At 72.5% G+C, this 20508-nt stretch carries 17 protein-coding genes and 1 pseudogene; 8 read left to right on the top strand and 10 right to left on the bottom strand.

Features of this window, described 5'->3' with window-relative positions; all coding sequences use genetic code 11:
- Nucleotides 1-77: 77 nt before the first annotated feature.
- The 6 genes from OH807_RS02420 to OH807_RS02395 form a co-directional block, all read right to left on the bottom strand.
- Nucleotides 78-695 carry a GTP-binding protein gene (locus OH807_RS02420; protein WP_406193263.1) on the bottom strand — a complete coding sequence of 206 codons (618 nt, stop codon included), beginning with the start codon at nt 693-695 and terminating at the stop codon, nt 78-80.
- Nucleotides 676-1035, bottom strand: a complete 360-nt coding sequence (locus tag OH807_RS02415) for a DUF742 domain-containing protein (RefSeq protein ID WP_406193260.1) — start codon at nt 1033-1035, stop codon at nt 676-678. Before OH807_RS02415 ends, OH807_RS02420 begins: the two co-directional genes overlap by 20 nt.
- Nucleotides 1032-1439: a roadblock/LC7 domain-containing protein gene (locus OH807_RS02410; protein WP_406193257.1), complete on the bottom strand. Its 408-nt coding sequence runs from the start codon at nt 1437-1439 to the stop codon at nt 1032-1034. The genes OH807_RS02415 and OH807_RS02410 overlap by 4 nt, the downstream gene beginning before the upstream one ends.
- Entirely contained in the window at nt 1436-3229 is a 1794-nt protein-coding gene (locus OH807_RS02405; RefSeq protein WP_406193254.1) for an ATP-binding protein, read from the bottom strand. Before OH807_RS02405 ends, OH807_RS02410 begins: the two co-directional genes overlap by 4 nt.
- Nucleotides 3230-3593: 364 nt before the next feature.
- Nucleotides 3594-4229 (bottom strand): hypothetical protein, encoded by a 636-nt coding sequence (locus tag OH807_RS02400; protein ID WP_406193251.1) that lies wholly within the window; start codon nt 4227-4229, stop codon nt 3594-3596.
- A 236-nt stretch (nt 4230-4465) separates the two neighbouring features.
- A complete protein-coding gene (locus tag OH807_RS02395; protein ID WP_406193248.1) occupies nt 4466-6784 on the bottom strand; it encodes an RICIN domain-containing protein in 2319 nt (772 codons plus the stop codon).
- Nucleotides 6785-7066: 282 nt separating this feature from the next.
- Between OH807_RS02395 and OH807_RS02390 the strand changes: the two genes are divergently transcribed.
- From OH807_RS02390 to OH807_RS02375, 4 genes are all read left to right on the top strand, one after another.
- Nucleotides 7067-8857, top strand: coding sequence for a glycoside hydrolase family 35 protein (locus tag OH807_RS02390; RefSeq protein ID WP_406193245.1), 1791 nt, complete (start codon nt 7067-7069; stop codon nt 8855-8857).
- 355 nt (nt 8858-9212) lie between these two features.
- Nucleotides 9213-10541, top strand: a complete 1329-nt coding sequence (locus OH807_RS02385; protein ID WP_406193242.1) for an extracellular solute-binding protein — start codon at nt 9213-9215, stop codon at nt 10539-10541.
- Between the two features lie 149 nt (nt 10542-10690).
- Nucleotides 10691-11647, top strand: a complete 957-nt coding sequence (locus OH807_RS02380; RefSeq protein ID WP_406193239.1) for a carbohydrate ABC transporter permease — start codon at nt 10691-10693, stop codon at nt 11645-11647.
- Nucleotides 11644-12558, top strand: a complete 915-nt coding sequence (locus OH807_RS02375) for a carbohydrate ABC transporter permease (RefSeq protein WP_406193236.1) — start codon at nt 11644-11646, stop codon at nt 12556-12558. Before OH807_RS02380 ends, OH807_RS02375 begins: the two co-directional genes overlap by 4 nt.
- Before the next feature lie 117 nt (nt 12559-12675).
- On the opposite strand, the gene OH807_RS02370 is transcribed toward OH807_RS02375, so the two are convergent.
- A complete protein-coding gene (locus OH807_RS02370; RefSeq protein WP_406193233.1) occupies nt 12676-13434 on the bottom strand; it encodes a DeoR/GlpR family DNA-binding transcription regulator in 759 nt (252 codons plus the stop codon).
- A gap of 174 nt (nt 13435-13608) precedes the next feature.
- On the opposite strand from OH807_RS02370, the gene nagA reads away from it, so the two are divergent.
- Nucleotides 13609-14853 carry an N-acetylglucosamine-6-phosphate deacetylase gene (nagA, locus tag OH807_RS02365; RefSeq protein ID WP_406193230.1) on the top strand — a complete coding sequence of 415 codons (1245 nt, stop codon included), beginning with the start codon at nt 13609-13611 and terminating at the stop codon, nt 14851-14853.
- A 344-nt stretch (nt 14854-15197) separates the two neighbouring features.
- Here the strand turns inward: nagA and OH807_RS02360 are convergent, their stop codons facing one another.
- Together OH807_RS02360 and OH807_RS02355 are read right to left on the bottom strand one after the other, a co-directional pair.
- Nucleotides 15198-15377: a hypothetical protein gene (locus OH807_RS02360; protein WP_406193227.1), complete on the bottom strand. Its 180-nt coding sequence runs from the start codon at nt 15375-15377 to the stop codon at nt 15198-15200.
- 267 nt (nt 15378-15644) lie between these two features.
- A complete protein-coding gene (locus OH807_RS02355; RefSeq protein WP_406193224.1) occupies nt 15645-15866 on the bottom strand; it encodes a hypothetical protein in 222 nt (73 codons plus the stop codon).
- Nucleotides 15867-16001: 135 nt separating this feature from the next.
- On the opposite strand from OH807_RS02355, the pseudogene OH807_RS02350 reads away from it, so the two are divergent.
- Together OH807_RS02350 and OH807_RS02345 are read left to right on the top strand one after the other, a co-directional pair.
- Nucleotides 16002-16187, top strand: a pseudogene (locus OH807_RS02350) (IS982 family transposase); the annotation flags it as partial.
- Between the two features lie 877 nt (nt 16188-17064).
- Complete coding sequence (locus OH807_RS02345; protein WP_406193221.1) at nt 17065-18165, top strand: NYN domain-containing protein; 1101 nt, start codon at nt 17065-17067, stop codon at nt 18163-18165.
- A 143-nt stretch (nt 18166-18308) separates the two neighbouring features.
- On the opposite strand, the gene OH807_RS02340 is transcribed toward OH807_RS02345, so the two are convergent.
- Nucleotides 18309-19601 carry a hypothetical protein gene (locus tag OH807_RS02340; protein ID WP_406193218.1) on the bottom strand — a complete coding sequence of 431 codons (1293 nt, stop codon included), beginning with the start codon at nt 19599-19601 and terminating at the stop codon, nt 18309-18311.
- 299 nt (nt 19602-19900) lie between these two features.
- Here OH807_RS02340 and OH807_RS02335 point away from each other — a divergent pair, with 299 nt between their 5' ends.
- Nucleotides 19901-20320 (top strand): SsgA family sporulation/cell division regulator, encoded by a 420-nt coding sequence (locus OH807_RS02335; protein WP_406193215.1) that lies wholly within the window; start codon nt 19901-19903, stop codon nt 20318-20320.
- Nucleotides 20321-20508 lie beyond the last annotated feature (188 nt).

Raw genomic sequence — 20508 nt, 5'->3', positions numbered from 1 at the left:
GCGCGGGGCGGGGCGGGGCGGGGCAGGTCGGGTCGGGTCGGGTCGGGGAGGAGTGGCGGAGTGGCGGGGGGCGGGAGTCACCCGCCGGGCGGGGCCGACAGGCTGTACAGGTGGTGCATCAGCGCCAGCAGGGTGTCCCGGCTGGACCCCCGCGTCCGGGCGTCGCAGGCGACGATCGGCACGTCGGCGGGCAGGTCGAGGGCGGCGCGCAGCTCCTCGGTGGGGTAGGCCGGCGCCTCGGGGAACGTGTTGACGGCCACCACGAAGGGCACGCCGCGGTCCTCCAGCCGTCCGATGACCTCGAAACTGACCTCCAGCCGGCGGGTGTCGACCAGCACGACCGCACCCAGCGCACCTTCGAACAGGCCGTTCCAGAGGAACCAGAACCGCTCCTGCCCGGGGGTGCCGAACAGGTAGAGCACCAGCTCCTCGTTGATGCTGATCCGGCCGAAGTCCATCGCGACGGTGGTCGAGGTCTTGCGCTCGATCCCGGCCAGGTCGTCGACGCCCGCGCCGGCCTGGGTCATCGTCTCCTCGGTGGTCAGCGGGCGGATCTCGCTGACCGAGCCGACCATGGTGGTCTTGCCGACGCCGAAGCCGCCGACGATCACCACCTTGACCGCCATGGTGGCGGTCGCCGGCAGCAGGTCCGCGACGGGCGGGCCCGTCAACGTGTCACAGTCTCTGGAGTCCATGCATCACCGCCTCCAACAGGGCGCGATCGGGGAGGATGGCCTGCGGGATGCAGGCGCGGGCTTCGATCCGCTGCTCGTCGAGGAGATCGGCGAGCAGGACGGTCACGGCGCTCACCGGCAGCCGCAGGTAGGCGGAGATCTCGGCGACGGAGAGCGGCGAACCGCAGATCCGCAGGATCGCCGCGTGCTCGGGCTGCATGGCGGGGTTCGGTTCCGAGCGGGCGACGATGAGCGCGACCAGGTCGAACGTGGTCTGCTCGGAGTGGCCGCTGCGGCCTCGGGTGATCACGTAGAGCCGCTCGGGGTTGCCGTCGTCCCAGTCCCGGTCGGTAGCGCTCATGCGGCCTGCCCGCCGTTGCGCGGGGGCGTGGTGAGGTGCTCGCCGATCCGGGCGACCAGATCGCGCATCCGCTGGCCCATCAGCCCGGCGTCCACTCCCTCGTCGGCGAGCACGGCGAGGTAGGCCCGGGCGCCGGCGGCCATCAGGTAGAAGAAGCCGCCGCCGATCTCGATGACGACCAGTCTCATCCGCCCGTCGCCGTGCGGGAACTCCTGGCCGACGGCGGCGGCCAGGCTCTGCAGGCCGGCACAGGCGGCGGCCAGCCGGTCGGCGGCGTCCGGCTCGGTGCCGTGCTGCGCGATCCGCAGGCCGTCGGCGGAGAGCACGATGACGTGACGGGTGTACGGGACGCTCTCCGCGAGGTCCTTGAGCATCCAGTCCATGTTGGTGCGCTGCTGAATCACTGCTCGCCCTTTTCTGCCGACTCTTCGGTGGTGTGGCCGGCCGCGCCGGTGGACGGGGTCTGGCCGTTCACTCCCTCGGTGAACGCGGCCAGCCACAGGCCGGGCTCGACCGGCTCCTTGGCCGGTTCGGGGGCCCTCGCGGCCCGGGCCCGGGAGGGCGCGGCGTGCCGACGGCGCTGCGGCAGGCCGTTGGTGGTCCACTCGGTGACGATCGGGATGTCGTCCTCGGCCGGTCCCGGCCGCGCGCCGGCCGCCGCGGAGCGCCCGGCGGAGGCGGACGGGGATCCGGCGGACGACCCGGTCGACGAGGAGCCGTAGGACGAGCCGTACGACGAGCCGTAGGACGAGGATCCGGCCGGTCCGGACCCGGTCGACGCGGAGTCGTACGAGGAGGACCCGTAGGACGGGGAGCCGTACGACGACGCGGAGGGCGAACCGGCGGAGGAGCCGGAGGCGGAGCCGAACGACGTCCCGACGGAGGACCCGAACGACGACCCGGCGGCGGGTACCGTCCGCGAGCCCCACGGCTGCGGGCCGCCGGCCGCACGGCCGTTGCCCGCCGGCGGGAGCCCGCCGGCCGGTCGGGAGTCGGACTCCGGACGGGGCCCGGCGGTGATGCCGATGCCGTGGGCCCGGCCGGTCGCCGGGGCGGTGGTGATGGACTCCTGCGGAACGATCAGCACGGCGCGCACACCGCCGTAGGCGGAGTGCCGCAGCGACACCTGGAAGCCGTAGGCCTGGGCCAGGCGGCCGACCACCGCCAGGCCGAGCCGCGGGGTCTCGCCGAGGTCGTTGAGGTCGATGCCGGCCTGCGCCTCGCGGAGCATCCGCTCGGCGCGGGCCCGGCCCTCCTCGCTCAGGCTGAGGCCGCCGTCCTCGATCTCGATCGCGATCCCCGTCTGCACCTCGACGGCGGTCACGTGCACGTTGGTCTGCGGCGGGGAGTAGCGGGTGGCGTTGTCGAGCAGTTCGGCGACGGCGTGGATGAGCGGCTCGACGGTGGGGCCGACCACGGCGACCTCGGACACCGGGTGCAGCTCGATCCGCCGGTACTCCTGGATGCGCGACATCCCGCCGCGCAGCACGCTGTACAGCGGCACGGCCCGGCTCCACTGGCGGCCGGGGCGGGCGCCGCCGAGGACGGCGATGCTGTCGGCGAGCCGGCCGATCAGGGCGTTGCCGTGGTCGAGGGTCAGCAGGTCCTCGAAGACGGCCGGGTCGGTGCCGTGCCGGTCCTCCATGTCGCGCAGGTCCTGGGCCTGCCGGTGGACGATCGCCTGCACCCGGCGGGCGATGTTCACGAACGCCCGCTGGGCGGACTCGCGCATGCCCTCCTCGTTGTCGACCGCTTCCAGCACGGTGCGCAGCACGGCCTGCCGGGCGGCCTCGAACTGCGGCCCCACGACGGCGTCCTGGGACTCGTACCGGCGCAGCACCTCGCCGACGGGCTCGCCGCGCTGGAGACGGGCCACCGCCTCGGGAAGCTGCTCGCGGGCGAGTCGGGCCGTCTCGGACTCCTGCCGGGCCAGCCGGGCGTGCAGTTCGCTCTCCCGGCGGGTGTACCGGTCACGCAGGGCCATCAGCGCACGCCCCCGGCGCGCGGCCTCTGCGGCCACCACGGCCACCGCCGCGGTTCCCACCACCCCGCACCAGACAACTCCCGCCCGGGCACCGGCGGAAGAGACCGCCGCGGCGACCACGGCGGTCGCCGCCGTCATCACCGTGGGCAGCAGCCACACCAGGACGGGAGCGGAGCGCCGGCCTCTGGGTGACGATCCAGCACGAAGCATCAGCATCCTCAAACGAATCGGAACGTTCTCGACGACAGGGGTGGGCACCCTCGCCGGCGGGGGGCCTGCGCTTCACCGGCCGGGGTGGTACCGGCACCAGGTCTACCGCGCCCCGGGCTCGCCGTACCCTCGCCCGCGCCCGTTTCGCCCATGCGAGGGGTCTCCGCGCGAAAGCGCCGCACACCGCCGCCCGTTCGTGCTAAGGCCCGGCGCGTGCCGGGCCGTTGTCGTGAGAGGATCAATGCCGGTGTGGTGTCGATGATCTGACGAACAGTCAATTTCGTTCAGGCCCGACCGGCGGAGCCCTTCGACAGGGGCGACCGGTGCGCGGGGCCGGGCCGGCCGGTGCAGTGGCCCTTCGGGCTCAGTGGCCGCCCCTGGGCTCGGTGCAGCCGCCCTCCTGGTAGGGGCCGTGGGCCGCCACCTTGACGGCGGTGTCGATCTGCCCGCTGACGCAGGGGCCGGTGCCGGGGACGACCAGGTCGAAGAAGACCGTGCCGCCGACGGTGCGCACCGTGGTGCCGGTGCGCGGGTAGCCGAGCGACTCCAGCAGGCCGGCCAGCTCCTGCTCGCCCAGCGCTGCTCCGGCGGTGCCGGCCTTGAGGGCGGTCGTGATGAGGGCGCTGTGCGCCTCGCCGCGGCAGCCGGCCTCGGCGCTCATCGTGATCTGCTGCTTGAACCCGGAGTTCTCGGCGTGCTTGGCCGCCTCCGGGTCGAGCGGTGCGCCGGTCGTGCTGCTCCCGGACGGGCTCGGGCGGGCGGAGCTGCACCCGAGCGCCGCCACCTGGGGGAAGAGCCGGTCGTGCTCGGCGACGGCCTTGCGGGCCTGCTCCGCGTAGTCGTACGTGCTGCTCGCGGTCGCGCCGGCGGTGGTGGCCGCGACCGCGGTGGGTGCGGCGGTGGTGGCCGTGCCGCCTGCCGCGGCCGTGCCGTCGGCGCGTACGCTCCCGCAGCCGGCCAGTGCCGCCGTCGCGGCCAGCACACCGATTGCCGCCACCATGGCCGGACGCCTCATCCGCTTCTCGTTTCCCCGTTCGGCGGGTGCCCGTGCGGCTCCCGCCCGCCGGACATTCTGCCGTACGGGTGGCGGCAGCCGGGCGACGGGGGCCTTGTACGGGGCGGATCGTGCGTATGCCGCACGCAGGATCCGCCCCGCGCGACGCCGGGCCGCAGGTGGCCGCGCCGGTCAGACCGGCGTGCCTGTCGACCGGGCGGCGGCCGACCGGCGGGGAGTGGTCACCCGGTCGTCCAGAGCTGGAGCGCCGATCCGCTGTCGGCCTGTTGGGTGACCTTGGCGCCGTCGGCGGTGGACGCGGTGGTCAGCAGCAGGCCGCTCTTCGCCGAGGCGATCCGGTACCCCCCGCCGACCGGGGTGACCAGCCAGCGCTGATTGCTGCCGCCGGTGCAGGCCCACTGGATCACCTGGGCGCCGGCGGTGGTGGAGCCGCCGCTGACGTCCATGCAGAGGCCGGACTCGGCGTTGGCGATCCGGTAGCCGCCGTCGGACTGCCGGGTGAAGGTCCAGGACTGGTTGGTGCCGCCGTTGGGCGTCCAGGTGACCAGCTGGGTGCCCTGGCCGGTGGAGTGACCCGGGTTGTCGAGGGCCTTGCCGGCGGCGGCCAGGCTGTGGGTGCCGTCGAGGGGCGGGTCGGTGACGGGGCCGGTGGGGGTCAGGGTGAGGGTCTGCTCGGCGGCGCTGCGGGCACCGCCGACCTGGCTGCCGGTGATGTCGGTCCAGCTCCGGGCCGGGGTGGTCTCGGCCGGCCGGCCGCCGGCCGCGGAGAGGCCGAGCACCAGGCCGCTGTAGCGGTTGACCAGGCGGACGGTGCCGGTGGCCGAGCCGGTGGCGGAGCTGCCCCGGATGACGAACCACTGCTGGCCGACGCCGGGCCCGTCGGTGCCGGCGGCGGTCACGGTGGGGCGGGCGCCCCAGGCCCGGCCGGCGGCGGCCGAGGAGTCGACGCCCAGCAGCCGGCCGGTGGCGGTGTTGGCGATCCGGTACGAGCCGTCGCCGTTCGCCGCGAAGCTCCAGGACTCCAGGGCCGAGCCGGTGGCCGCCGCCAGCGAGGTGGTGGCGGAGCCGGCGGTGGCCTGGGCAAGCACCCGGCCGTCGGCGTTGCCGATCCGGTAGGCCCGGCCGAGGTCGACCGGGGGAGCGGCGGGGGCGGAGCTGCCGATCGTCACGTTCACGTACTCGCCGGACGCGCCGCCCGAGCAGCCGAACGCGCAGTAGGAGCGGAAGGTCCTGCCGACGATCGCGGAGCTGGTCCGGTTCGCGCCGTCGAGGTACCAGCGGTACCAGGAGGCCGTGCGGTAGCTCCCGGTGTCACCGATCGGGTACCACTTCTGGGTGGCCAGGTCGTCGGTGGCGTAGTACTGCTGGGGGGCGTTCCCGCTCTGGTCGACGGCCTGCGGCTCGCCGATGTACAGCCCCAGGTAGGCGTTGTAGGTGATGTCCATGACGAAGAGCGGCGAGGTGGGGGGCATCTTCCCGGCCGCGACCTGCTGGGCCACGGTGCCGGCGTTGGCCGGGTCGTACTCGCCGGCCGCCGGGGTGTAGCCGGTCGGGTGGGCGGTGTCGGTGGGCACCATGTTGCTCTCCCGGCCGCCGACCCCGGGCTGGGACCACGCGCCGTCGTACCACTTCTGCCAGGAGCCGGGCGCCATCTTGGCGGAGATCGGCGCGCGGGCGACGTGCTCGTGGAAGGCCTTCCAGCCGCCGTTCTTCTCGACGATCCGCGAGCCGTAGAAGACGTAGAAGTAGCCCGAGGCGGTGTCGACGAACAGCCGCTGGTCGCCGTCGCCGTAGTCGTAGGTCTGCTGGGGGAAGGCCGCGGTGTCGCCGCGCACCGTGCTGTACGGCGAGGTGAGGACGTGGTCCTTGATGGCCCACGTGCGGCCCTGGTCGGTGGAGACCGCGTAGTCGACGGCGTCGAAGTGGAGGCCGTCGCCGAAGGGCTGCGGGGTGAACTCGTTGTGGACCAGCCCGTACCAGTCACCGGTGTCGGGGTCGACCCAGACCCCGGAGAGGTCGCAGAAGTTCTTCTGCGCGTACGAGGAGCCGGCGGGGGCGGCGCTCGCGGTGCGGCCGGTGGGGCTGTTGTTGCAGCGCCAGGTGGTGTCGTTGTTCCGGTCGGCGGGGTTGGCGGGGTCGGCCGCGTTGCTGACCGCACTCGACCGGGTGGCGGTGTCGAAGTCGGTCCCGGTGAAGAAGTCCCAGTACCGCGGGTCGGTCGCGCCGTACAGCGCGGCGGACTGCTGGAACCAGAACGAGCCGTCCTTGTCGACGTACGGGACGGCGGGGGTGTCGGTGGGGTGGGCGTAGCGGACGGGGGTGCCGACGCCGACCGTGTACGTGGCGGCGGCAGGGGAGGACGCGGCGGCGGTGCCCGGGGCGGCGGTGCCCGGGGCGGCGGTGCCGACGGCGGATGGCGCGGCCGGCCGTGGGGCGGCGGAGGCGGCGGGCGGGGCGACGGCGCCGAGCGCGAGGAACGCCGGGGCGAGGAGGGTGGGGGCGAGGAGGGCGGCGAGCGCTCTGCGAGGTGGGGCGGACACGAGGTCTCCTTCGCTGTGCGGGTGACCGGAGCCGGAGGGCTCTGCAGTGTGATGCAGTATCCGGCCCCTAAACGCACAAATGTCAACAGGCACGCGCAACAAATGAGCAAACAGGGTTCCCCGTGGTGTTCGAAACTGCTTGAATCAAGCCGGAACAGAGCACGTCCGGCCACCCACTCGGCCATGCATCCGGCCGTGCACGCGGCCGTGCATCCCACCGTGCACGCGGCCACGAGGCCGGCCGCACGGCCGCACCGATCACGACGGAGGCGTCGACCGTCCATGCTGGAGATCTCCCCGACCGGCTTCACCCTTGATGGGCGCCCGCTGCGCCTGCTGTCCGGAGCCCTGCACTACTTCCGCAGCCGGCCCGAGCAGTGGCCCGGCCACCTGCGCAGGCTCCGCGCGATGGGCCTGAACACCGTCGAGACGTACGTCCCCTGGAACCTGCACCAACCGCTCCCCGACCGCCACGACTTCGCCGGAGCCGCCGACCTCGGCGCCTTCCTGCGCGCCGCCGCGGACGCCGGGCTGTACGCGATCGTCCGCCCGAGCCCCTACATCTGCGCCGAGTGGGAGAACGGCGGCCTGCCCTGGTGGCTGCCGGCCGGCCGCGATGTCGCGCTGCGCACCGCCGACCCGCGCTTCCTCGCCCACGTCGACCGCTGGTACGACACGCTCGTCCCCCTGCTGGCCGCCCACCAGACCACCCGCGGCGGAAACGTCCTGCTCGTCCAGATCGAGAACGAGTACGGCTCCTACGGCACCGACCGGGCCTACCTCGCCCACCTCGCGGACGGCCTGCGGGCCCGCGGGATCGACGTCCCGCTCTGCACCTCCGACGGGCCCGAGGACTTCTTCCTCACCGGCGGCACGCTCCCCGGCCACCTGGCCACCGTCAACTTCGGCAGCCGGGCCGGCGAGGCCTTCGCCGAGCTGCGCCGCCACCGCCCGCAGGACCCGCCGATGTGCATGGAGTTCTGGAACGGCTGGTTCGACCACTGGGGGGAGCGGCACACCACCCGCCCGGCGCAGGACGCCGCGGCCGCCCTGCGGGAGATCCTGGAGGCCGGGGCGTCCGTCAACCTCTACATGGCCCACGGCGGCACCAACTTCGGCACCTGGGCCGGGGCCAACACCGCCGACCCGGTCACCGGCCGGGGCTACCAGCCGACCGTCACCTCCTACGACTACGACGCCCCGCTGGACGAGCGCGGCGCCCCCACCGCGAAGTACTGGGCGTTCCGGGAGGTGCTGGCCGAGTACGCCGATGGCGCGCTGCCCGAGCCCGAGGAGCTCCCGGCCCCGCTGGCCCGGCGCCGGATCGAGCTCGACCGCTCGCTGCCGCTGGACGACGTCCTCGACGGCCTGTCCACCGGGCCGGTGCACTCCCCGGTGCCGCTCTCCTTCGAGGAGCTCGGCCTGGCGCACGGCCTGGTGCGTTACCGGACCGGCGTCCCCGGCCCGCGCACCGACCACCCGCTGACCGTCGAGGGGCTCGCCGACCGGGCGCACGTCCGGGTCGACGGCGTCCACCGCGCCACCCTGGAGCGCGACGCCGGGCACGAGCCGTTGCCGGTCGCGGTGCCCGGGCCGACGGCCGTGCTGGAGCTCCTGGTCGAGTCGATGGGCCGGGTCAACTACGGGGCGGGGCTGGGCGACCGCAAGGGCATCACCGGCGTCCTGCACAACCGGCAGTACCTGCACGGCTGGACGGCAGACCCGGTGCCGCTGGACGACGGAACGCCCGGCCGGCTGCCCTGGGGCGCGGCGGCGCCTGCGGTGGCGGACGCCGCGGCGGTGCCGGCGGGCGGGCCCGTTCCGGCCTTCCATCGCGGCACCTTCGAGATCGCGGAGCCGGCCGACGGCCACCTCGCCCTGCCGGGCTGGACCAAGGGCTACGTCTGGGTCAACGGCTTCCTGCTCGGCCGCTACTGGGACCGCGGCCCCCAGCGCACCCTCTACCTGCCGTGGCCGCTCCTGCGCAGCGGGACGAACGAACTCACCGTCCTCGAACTCGACCACTGCGCCGCCCCCGTCGTGCACCTGGGGCCCGAGCCCGACCTCGGCTGACACCGCTCGTGGCCGGCATCGGCCGAGGTCCGTGTCGAAAACGAGACCGCTTCGTGCTCCCTTCCCCCTAGGCAGATGCTCGATTCTGAACAATAATCATCAGAAATGAACAGCTAAGAGCAACCAGCGGCCACGAGCAGGAGGCGGGCCGACGGACCTGACCGCCGCCCCGGGCGCCGGACCGCCGTACCGGGCGCCCGGCCCGGCCGCCCGCCCCGACCCCGCCGGCTCCCACCCTCCGGAGCCGAGCACCCCACCCCCTCGCCCCCACCGCCCGGACCCACCCGCGCAGCCGCCACCCACCCGCGCTGCGCCGCGCCGGCCGAGGCCCCCGCACACGCAAAGGACCAGATCGATGGCGAAGACACGAATCCGCACCCGCCTGCTGGCCGCCGCCACGGCCCTGCCCCTGCTCGCCGCCCTCGCGGCCTGCGGTTCGGGCGGCTCCGGCGGCTCCGGTGACGGAGGGTCGGGCGCCGGCGGCCCCGCCGAGGTCACCTTCTGGGGCTGGGCGCCCGGCTACGAGGAGGCGGTGGCCCAGTTCAACGCGGCGCACCCGGACGTCCACGTCACGTTCGAGAAGACGGTGCCCGGCAGCAAGGGCGGCTACGCCAAGATCTTCGCGGCCGTCAAGGCCGGCAACGCGCCCTGCCTCGCCCAGGTCGGTTACGAGTCGCTGCCCAGCTTCGTGGTCGAGGGTGCCGTCCAGGAGGTCGGCAAGGAGGCCGACCAGTACCGGTCGCAGTACGGCGACGGCGCCTGGAACGCCGTCAAGGTCGGCGGCCAGGTGTACGGCATCCCGGTCGACGTGGGCCCGATGGCCCTCTACTACCGCACCGACCTCTACGAGCGCTACGGGCTCAAGCCGCAGGCCACCTGGGAGGAGTTCGCCGCCGACGCCGCCAAGGTGCACGCCGCCGACCCGAACGGCTACCTGAGCGTCTTCAGCCCGGACGACCCGTGGTGGTTCGCCGGCATGTCCGCCCAGGCCGGGGGCAGCTGGTTCGGCACCGACAGCAAGGGCTGGAAGGTCTCGCTCGCGAGCGACCCGGGCACCGCCAAGGTCGCCGGGTACTGGCACGACCTGGTGGACAAGGGCCTGGTCAAGTCCGAGCAGAGCTTCACCCCGGACCTCTACAAGGACCTTCAGGACGGCACCCTCGCCGCCTACCCGGGCCCGGTCTGGTTCTCCTCGATCCTCGAACAGAACGCGGCGCAGGCCGCCGGCAAGTGGGCCGTCGCCCCGATGCCGCAGTGGCAGAACGGCACCAGGGCGGTCGGCAACGACGGCGGTTCGGCCACCGCGGTCGTCAAGGGCTGCAAGAACGCCGCGGCGGCGCTGCGCTTCGCCAACTGGATGAGCACGGACCCCGCCGCCGTCGGCACGCTCGTGGAGAAGGCCGGCATCTACCCCGCCTCCACCGCCGGCGCCGCCGTCCCGGCCCTGGCCCGGCCGAGCGCGTACTTCGGCAACCAGCCGGTCTTCGACGTCTTCAAGCAGGCCGCGGTGCAGGCCCCCGGCTGGAACTGGGGCCCCACCATGACCCAGACCGCCAGCGACCTCACCGACGCCTTCGGCGCGGCCGTCGGCTCGCACAGCAGCCTGACCGGGGCCCTGGGCACGGTGCAGAGCAAGACGGTGGATGCGATGAAGTCCAAGGGCCTGACCGTCACCACCGGCTGACCCGGGGGCCGGACGGGCCGGCGAGCAGGCCCGCTCCGCCCGCCCGTCCGTCGCCCCTCCCGCCACCCCGTTCCCCCGGCCCACCGCCCGCCGACGGCCCGCCCCGCCGGCGGGCGCACCGTCCGACACCGGTACGAAAGAGAACCCTGATGAGCGCAGCAACCCCGGTGGTGAGGGGCCGCAGCGGCCCGACGGCCACCCCCGCCCGACGGGGGCCGGCCCGCAACCGCGCCGCCCTCGGCTTCCTGCTCCCCTTCGGCCTGCTCTTCACCGCCCTGTTCCTGCTGCCGATCGGCTACGCGGTCTGGCAGAGCCTGTTCCGGATCGAGCGCTCGGGCCTGGGCTTCGGCCCGGCCCGGACGGTCTTCGCGGGGCTCGACAACTACACCGCGGCGCTCGGTGACGGCTCCTTCCTGGCCGGCATCGGGCGGGTGCTGCTGTTCGGTGCGGTGCAGGTCCCGCTGATGCTCGGTCTGGCGCTCGGCCTGGCCCTGCTGATCGACGCCAAGGGCACCCGGCTGCGCCGGTTCTTCCGGCTCGCCTACTTCCTGCCCTACGCGATCCCCGGCGTGGTGGCCACCATCCTCTGGGCCTTCCTCTACCTGCCCGGCAGCAGCCCGCTGGTGGCCGGACTGAAGGACATCGGCATCGAGGCCGACTTCCTCTCCTCGGACACCGTGCTCTGGTCGATGGCCAACATCGTCACCTGGACGTGGACCGGCTACAACATGCTGGTCATCCTCTCCGCCCTGCAGGCCATCCCCGGCGAGCTCTACGAGGCCGCCGACCTCGACGGCGCCGGCCCCTGGCGGACGGCCTGGCACATCAAGATCCCCCTGGTCGCGCCGGCCCTGGTGCTGACCGGGATCTTCTCCATCATCGGCACCCTCCAGCTCTTCACCGAGCCGATGGTGCTGCACTCGCTGGCCTCGACCGTCTCCGCCGACTACACCCCCAACATGGCGGCGTACAACGCGGCCTTCGGCAACAACGACTACGGCAAGGCCGCCGCCATCGCCGTCCTGCTGGCCCTCGCCACCTGCGCCCTGTCCTTCGCCTTCCTGCGCCTCTCGGTGCGCGTCACCGGAAACCGGGTGACCGCATGAGCACCATCGACCTCCGCCGCCGCCCCGCCGGCGGCCCGGCCGCCACCCGGCCCGCCGGACCGCCCCGACCGGCGCCCGTCCGGCGCCCGCGCCCCAACGTCCTCGGCACCGCCGTGCTGTTCGTGCTCTCCGCCTACTTCCTGCTACCCGCCTGGTGGCTGCTGGTGGCCTCCACCAAGAGCAGCAGCGACCTCTTCGGCAGCGGGGGCTTCTGGTTCGCCACCCCCCACCTCGGGGACAACCTCCACGAACTCGCCACCGCCAACGGCGGGCTCTACTTCCGCTGGCTGGTCAACACCGTGCTGTACGCCGGGGTCGGCGCCCTCGGGGCTACCCTGCTCGCCGCGATGGCCGGCTACGCCCTCTCCAAGTACCGCTTCCGGGGCCGCGAGGCGGTGTTCAACACCATCCTTGCGGCGGTCCTGGTGCCGGCGCCGCTGCTGGCCCTGCCGGTCTACCTGCTGCTCTCGAAGGCCCACCTGGTCAACACCGTCTGGGCGGTCCTGCTCCCCAGCATGATCAGCCCGTTCGGTGTCTACCTGAGCCGGATCTACGCCACCGCGTCCGTCCCGGACGAGATCCTGGAGGCCGCCCGGCTGGACGGCGCGGGGGAGTTCCGGATCTTCTTCACCGTGGTGCTGAGGATCTTCTCGCCGGCGCTGGTGACCGTCTTCCTGTTCCAGTTCACCACCATCTGGAACAACTTCTTCCTGCCGCTGGTCACGCTCTCCGACCAGAAGCTCTGGCCGGTCAACCTCGGCCTGTTCTACTGGAACGGCCTCAAGGACCACACCCCGTACAACCTGGTGGTCACCGGCTCGCTGGTCTCCGTCCTCCCGCTGGTGGTGGCCTTCCTGCTGCTGCAGCGGTTCTGGCGGACCGACCTCACGGCGGGCGGTGTGAAGGCCTGACGGCCCCGCGACCGGCGGCGCAGTCGCCGTCGGTCGAAGAGCCGTGAGCCGTGAGCCGTGAGCTGGGACCGGGGGGGCGGGGCCGGAGGGCCGGGGGGCGGGGCACGCCCGCCGCGGTCAGGCCCGGCGGACCTTGACCCCGCAGTTGGTGAAGGACTTCTGCTGGGCGTCCGTCAGGCCGGTGTCCGTCACCAGGTCGTGGACGTCGGAGAGCGGGCAGATCCGGGCGAAGGTGACCCGGCCGGCCTTGCTGCTGTCGGCGAGCACGACCGACCGGGCGCTGCTGCGCAGGAACGCGCGGTCGGTCTGGGCCTCCATCTCGTCGTGGGTGGTGCAACCCTCCTCGGCCGTCAGGCCGTCCACCCCGATGAAGGCGATGTCCAGGTGGTACTGCGACAGCATCCGGTCGGCGGCCGGGCCGACCAGTTCGTAGCTGGCCGTGCGGGCGATGCCGCCGATCACCACGAGGCGCACCTCGGGGCGGACGATCAGGTCGGCCGCGATGTTGACGGCGTTGGTGACGACGGTGAGGCCGCTGCGCTCGGCGAGCACCCGGGCGAGCTCGCTGGTGGTGGTGCCGCCGCTCAGGCCGACCACCGCGCCGTCCGGGACGAGCTCGGCCGCGGCCTGGGCGATCCGGCGCTTCTCCTCGCGCTGCTTCTCGCTGCGGTGGCGCAGCGGCAGTTCGAGGTTGACCGATCCGGTGACGGCGCCGCCCCGGGTGCGGTGCAGCAGGCCCTGTTCGTGGAGCTCCTGGAGATCGCGCCGGACGGTCGCGGTCGAGACGCCCAGCAATTCCGCGAGCGCGTGCACATCGGCACTCCCCGCTTCGGTGACGTGCGTGAGGATGCGGGCGGCGCGATCAGCTTTGAGCATGTGCCGAGTCTAGCCGGGTCGGCGGCCGACTCAGCTGGGTACCAGTTGGGTCGGGCAGCCGGACGGTCCGGTTGCCGCGGAAGGATGGTGCTCGGAGATGACTAAGATGGTCATGCATCGATCAATTTCACTCACGCTTCTGCGGCTGCGCAGAGCGGTTCCGGAGGTGACCGCGTGACTGCCGCGCGTATCGAATCAGCGGCGCTGCCGCGGGGCACTGTCCTGGCCGGGGCCCGGCTCGTGCTGCCGGGCGGGGTGGTGGAGAACGGCCGGCTGGTGGTCGACGGCACCCGGATCGCCGCCGTCACGGGCGTCACCGACGCCGCGGCCGGTGCGGCCGGTGCGGATGGTGGTGGTGCGGCCGGTGCGGGTGATCTCGACCTGGCCGGGTACACCGTGCTGCCCGGTTTCGTGGACCTGCACGTGCACGGCGGCGGCGGTGCCTCGTACGCGTCCGGGATCGCCGAGGAGGCGCTGCGCGCCGCCCGGACCCACCTGGAGCACGGCACCACCACCACCGTCGCCTCGACGGTGACCGGTGAGATCGACGAGGTGGCCCGGCAGGCCCACGTGCTGTCCGAGCTGGTCGAGGACGGCGTGCTGGCCGGCATCCACTTCGAGGGCCCGTTCATCTCCCACAACCGGTGCGGCGCGCACCGGCCGGACCTGCTGCGCGACCCGGACCCGGCGCTGGTGCGCAAGCTGGTCGACGCGGCGCGCGGCCACGCGAAGATGGTCACCCTCGCGCCGGAGCTGCCCGGCGGCCTGGAGTCGGTGCGGATGCTCGCCGAGCTCGGGGTGATCGCCGCGGTCGGTCACACCGACTCCGACTACGCGAAGACGCTGGAGGCGATCGAGGCGGGGGCGAGCGTCGCGACCCACCTGTTCAACGCGATGCCCGGCATCGCCCACCGCGCGCCGGGCCCGATCGTGGCGCTGCTGGAGGACGAGCGGGTCACCGTCGAGCTGATCAACGACGGCGTGCACCTGCACCCCTCGGTGCTGGACCTCGCCTACGGCACCGCGGGCGCCTCGCGGGTCGCCCTGATCACCGACGCGATGGGTGCGGCCGGCATGGGCGACGGCCTCTACCCGCTCGGCCCGCTCCAGGTCGAGGTCAGGAACGGCGTGGCCATGCTCACCGACGGCTCCTCGATCGCGGGCTCGACGCTCACCCTGGACGTGGCGTTCAAGCGCTCGGTCACCGTCAGCGGTCTGTCCCTGACGCAGGCCGTCGAGTCGCTCTGCGCGGTGCCGGCCCGGCTGCTCGGCCTCGATGGCACGGTCGGCTCGCTGGAGGCCGGAAAGCTCGCCGACCTCGTCGTCGTCGACTCCGCGACCCACGACCTGGTGGCCGTGATGCGCCGCGGCGAGTGGATCACCGGCGGCGAGCGCTTCGCCACCGTCCCGGCGCCCTGACGGACCGCCCGGCCAGGAACGCCGACCGGCCGCCGGGCTTCGGTCGGTCGTCCGGGCGGGTAGTCCTGGCCGGGCGTCCGGGCCGGACGACCTGGGGCCGGTAGCCGCCGCGCCGGCTACCGGCCTCGTCCGGGGTCTCGGGGTGTCCGCCGGGCGGCTGCGATGACAGGCGCGCATGACCCGGTGCCGCGACGCTCGTGGCGTCCCCCGGCACACCGCCGGACGCCCCGTGAGCGTCGTGGGCCCGCATGTTGAGGTGTCGTGCATTCAGTCGTGTATTCAAGGGCAGCCCGGCAAGTGGTCATGAAGAGTGACCGCCCGGGGCCGACCTCGGCCGAAGGCGACTACCAGAGCCAGCGGTCGAGGAACTCGGCCCAGATGAAGCCGGTGCAGCCGTCGAAGGCGGGTGGATCGATCTTCTTGAGCTCCTCCGCGAGCAGGCTCAGTTCGGCGCGGGCCTCGTCCTCGTGGCCGTCCGGATCACTGAGGATGCGTGCGGACGCTACCAAATGGAGCTGACACATCAGCGGCTCCGGTGGCGGATCGCTGAGGCTCGGCCGCGCTGAGCGGGAACCCCGGCGGCTCGCAGTTGGCCGAGCAGGCTGGTGGGGCCCATCGGATTCCCGGGCAGCAGCGCAGCACCGTCGAGCGCCGCATCAACTGCCTCAAGAACCGGCGCGGCCCGGCCACTCGCCGTGAGAAGACCGCCACCGCCTTCCAGGCGGGATTGTACGTCGCGGGCATCCTCATCCGGTCCGCTCGCTGATCCGGGAGGAGCCGTTCGAGGAGCGTCAGTTCCACGGTTCCCGGTGGGGGTTTTCGCCCAGCAGCTTCGCTGCGGCGACGCAGAGGTCTTCGCCGAAGAGCTGGTTGCTGCCACATTCGGAGCCCCACAGGTCGGTCGCGGCCCGGGCCACGGCGCGCCAGGAGTAGTCCTCATCGCATCGCCACGTGCGGATCCGGGCAGCCATCTCCGGCGTGATCGTCGCCGGGTCAACAGTGCTATGTGTCACCCCAGCGACCCTAGACGAGAGATCCGAAGTTCCGCCCCGTCAAAGGGGGCGAGGGTGTCCAGGATCGGTTTGTGACGACTGACCTGAACACCCTCTGAACACCCCCTTGACCGCACTGCGCGTGAAGAGCGACAGCTGCTGCGGCCCTCCCTCAAGCGCGAGAGGAAGCGCTACGGCGAGCCGATGCTCAAGAAGGTCCGCCGGCTGATCGAGTCGGTCGACGACACCCTCAAGGGGCAGCTGGGCCTGGAACGACACGGCGGGCGAACCAACAACAAGATCGGCGCACCGGTCACGCGCTCGCTGATCGCCCATGACCATCGACCGCAGTCCTGCTCATCGAGTCGGCGGACCTCCACCGGGGATGCCGACGACCAAGGGCATGGATCCCTCGACGAGGTACGGATGCCCGGGAAAGTGGTCGATGTGGCGGTGGCCGCCGCCGTCCTCGGCAGCCATGGCGGTGGTCATGGCATCGAGATTGTCCGCGAAGAGAGCCCTGGCGACGGAGTCGCCGCTGATCACAAGGGTCTGACGCTGGAGGTCGAGATGAATCAACACCCCGGGGCCCGGAGCCTCCCTGACTTCGACCCCCGCCAAGATCTCGCCGTCCGGCGCAGTCGCGGGCGCTGAGCTGATGAAGCCCTCGCCCTCGGCCACCGCTCCTGCCAAGCGGGCCAGTTCTGTGGCCGACCCAGTGAGTTCCACTTCGTCGAAGACGGGGGCGGACACGAGAATCACGGGCGTCGCTCCTGCAAGGTCGGGACGGGGCTGCGAAGGTCACCCACCCTACGCAGTGGCGAGCGCAGCTGTGAGGCGTGGTCACACACGTCGGATCCACTCGTCCAGGGACGTTGCGAAGAAGGTGGCCGCCGGAGTTACGCCTCCAACCGCCCAGCGGGCAGGCCCAGGACTTGGCCCGCAGGGACGCGAGTCCGGCGGTGCGACTTGTCCAGGCGGTCCGTCACCCGGTGCCGGTGCCGGTGCCGGTGCCGGTTCCTGGCCGTGGCCGAGGACGCGGAGCGGGCCGCCACCCGGTAGCAGCCGGCCGGACGGCCGCGTCGGACCTTGCCGGACCCTGCCGATCGGCAGGTGTGTTGGACCTGCCGATCGGCACATGTGCCGGGGCGCGCGGCGCGGCAGCCTTGGTCCCACGACGAAGAGGCCGCTTCGAGCGGTGGACCGGAGGAAGTCCGTGATGCCGAACACAACTACCGACACCCGTGTCGGGGAGACGTTCCCGGATGTTGTGCCCCGCCGGCGCTGGTGGTCCGGCTGGCCGGACTGGGCCGGATACCTGGCGGTCGTGTGGTCGGCGCTCTACGGGGCGGCGGCGCTGTACTGGGCCCTGGGCGGGGAAGGTTACCCCTTCGCGCAGGTCGACGAGGACCGCTCGTCGGGATCGATCCTGGAGCCGAGCCGGGCCGAGGTGGTTGCGCCTGCGCTGGCCGTGTTCTGCGCCCTCGGTGTGGTCGTCGGTCTTCTGATGCTGAAGAACCTCGGGACCGGCCGGATCCGCAGGGCCCTGCTCGCCTACGGGTGGGTGGCCGGTGTTGCCATGACCCTCCTGATCCCCGACTACTCGCTGCTCGGCCTGCTGGCGTTCTCACCGGCCCTGCTGGTGTTCGCCTTCACGGGGGTGCCGGGCCCACAGGACATGGGCGACATCCTGTACTGGCACCGGGGGAACCTGGTGATCGTCTTCATCGGCGGCCTGTTGTGGGTCGCCGCGACGCTCGCCCACCAGCGGCGCACCAACCGGCAGTGCGTGCACTGCGGCCGGGCCCCGCACGGCCCCGGTGCCTGGACCGACCCCGTCAAACTGCGCACCTGGGGGCACCGGGCGGTCTGCCTGGCCGTGCTCTCGACGCTCCCGTACGACGTGACCCGCATCGCCTGGTACTTCGGCTGGCCGCTCGGCATCACCGACGGGTTCCTGAAGGAGATGCAGGACACGCCCAACATGCTGGAGATGGGGCTCGGGCTGGGTGTGCTGTCGACCCTGGGCAGTCTGATGATGCACGGGCTGGTCGCCAGGTGGGGCGAGGTGTGGCCGCGCTGGGTGTGGTTCAGGAAGGGCCGGGCGATCCACCCGGCGACCGCCATCGTCCCGGCCGGGTTCGTCGCGGTCGTGCTCGTTCCGGCCGGCCTGATGGCGGTGCGCGGCTTCGACTCCGCCTCCTGGGGGATCACGGGTCCCGCGGCCCTCTGGGTGGTCTGGGGCGCCGCCCTGGGCGCAGCCACCTACCTGTACCAACTGCGCCGCCGTGGCGTCTGCCGGAACTGCGGGCAGGGATGACGCCCACAGTTCGGGCATCCCCCGGGATGCGGATCAGGTTCTCGTCCGCAGGTCCCGGGCCCCGTGGGTCGGGGCCCGGGTGCAATGGGCGCTCGGCGTCAGTTGAGGGGGCCGCTCAGGGCGGGGGGCGGTGGATGATCCTGCTACTCGTCCTGCGGGGGCTGCGAGGGTTCGTGTTCGGCCGGCGGAAGGACTTGGAGAATCTCGCCGGACGACGTCATGAGGTAGCGAATCTCGGTGTCGCCATCGACTCCGGGCGGGGAGACCTGGGCGCGGAAACGCTCCTGCCGCTCCGCCACCGACTTGTCGGAGTCGCGCCAACGGCGGCCCTTGAGCTCGACCTGGGTGAGGCGATCGGTGAGTTCGGCCGCGGCCGCATCGGCGTCCTCCAACTGATGAACCTGGGACTTCACGAACCTCCGCAGTGCGGCGTAAGGATTGGTGGGATCCGCGAGCGCCAGCGACGCCGCGTAGGTCACCAGCGCCTTGCGTCGCATCGCCAGCGCGGCTCGCGCCAGGTGGAGTTCCCGGATGAACCGGTCGACCTCCTTCTCCTTGCCGCCGAGGGCCTCCTCCAGGCGCCGGAAATCGACCTTGCCGTCGTCGTCCACCAGCTCGTCGACGACGCCGCGATGCTTCTCCAGAAACTGCTGAGAGCGGTAGAACTCGTCGTCCGCACTCTTCAGGGCGAGTTCGAGATTCGGTTTTCCGCCGTCGAGTATCAGGCTGATCGCGCGGGACAACTGAGCATCGGCCGACCGTTGATCCGCGATCCGTTCGACGTAGGCCCGTTCCTCCTGGCGGCTCAGGACGGCTACGACACGGCGTTGATGCGCCCTCTGTTCGCGTTGAGCCAGCATGTCCACGGCCAGGACGGTTCCGGCGACGGCCAGCACCGGCCAACCTGCCACGAGCGCTCCACCGGCGGCGACAGGCTTCAGAACAGCATGTGCCGTCTCGCCGCCGCTGCGAGAGAACCCTCTGAACCCGGACGTTCCGGCGGCTTTGACGAGCTCTGCACCCTTTGGCAGCACCACCCGGAACAACGTCGGGCTCTTCGGGTTGAGGGCCTCCACGATCCCGACCATGGCCTGTTGAGCCGTCGCGTTCACCGGCCCGGTCCGGAACTTCGCGATCTCCGCCTCGCTGACCGGGTGGTACTCGACAGCAAGTGGCGCCGCTGCCGCCTCAAGCGCATCCCAGATCGCGCCGGACGTCGAGCCGACGGACCGGAGAACGTCCTCGGGGACCAGAAGCCCTTCGGGCGGGAACGCGGTCCGAACTTCGGCCCGAACTTCAGCCTCCGCCGCGGTGCTCGGTTCGGAGTGCCCGCCCGAGGCGGTGGTGGTGCCTCGCGAGAATCCCCGGAGCAGCCACGCGGTGACAAGCACGGCGACAGCGACGACGGCGACCAGCTCAACAGGCGCTGATATCAAGCCAAGCCACGTCCTTCGACAGACTGCGGTGGTTCGTTCGAACGGCCCGAGCATAGCGAGGGCCGCCGCGGTACCCGGATCGTGCGCACGTTGAACGGGTACGGGAACGTCAGCCTCCCACCCAGGACTGCAGCAGCGCGTTGGGGCGCTGGTCCGGGTGCTCACCGATGATGTTCCGAACGCGCGGGAGTTGTGGAGGTTTCGGATCGGTCGACGTGCGGGCGGGAGGACCGGGCAGTCGGGCCTCACAGTCGTCGGGCAGCCCATGAGCGGGCCTGCCGTCGTCGGAGGAGGTCTGAATGCAGAGTTCTGCCGTCCGGCAGGTGCTCGTCACGTTTCGCGACAGCCTGCCGTCCGAAGCGCCGGTCGCCGCGGAGCTCCGCTTCGACGCCGCCCTTCCCTATGCCGCGCGCCTCGCGTTCCCGCTGACCTCGTGCAGCTGCACCGGCGCCGCGGCCGTGTGCTGGTACTTCAGCCGCGACCTGTTGGACGAGGGTCGTCGTGGTCCGGCCGGCGACGGAGATGTGGCGGTGAGGCCCGGATCGCCCGGTGAGGTGCTCATCACGCTGCGCGGCCCCGACGGCGAGGCGGTCCTCAGCGTTCCGGAGGATGCCGTGACGGGATTCCTCCTGGACACCTTCGCCCTTGTGCCGGCCGGGTCGGAGCCCGACTTCCTGGACATCGACGCGGGCCTTGCGAGGCTGCGTGCTGCCGGTTGACGCCGGTCCGGTGCGGACGGCTGGGGGAGCGCTGACGGTCGGCAGTCTCCCGCCCCGGGTGGCGATGGCGCCCGGAACCGGCGGAAGCGGAGTGCCCAGGTGGCGGCCGGCAGGCCGTGAACGGCCCGTTCGTACAAGGGTATTGGAGGCTGATGGCCAGGCGTGGACGGAATGACGCCCTGTTCGAC

This window comes from Kitasatospora sp. NBC_01560 (assembly GCF_045208415.1).
Lineage (GTDB): Bacteria > Actinomycetota > Actinomycetes > Streptomycetales > Streptomycetaceae > Kitasatospora.
The sequence above is the reverse complement of the archived record's forward strand: the minus strand, read 5'-3'. Positions and strand labels throughout refer to the sequence as shown.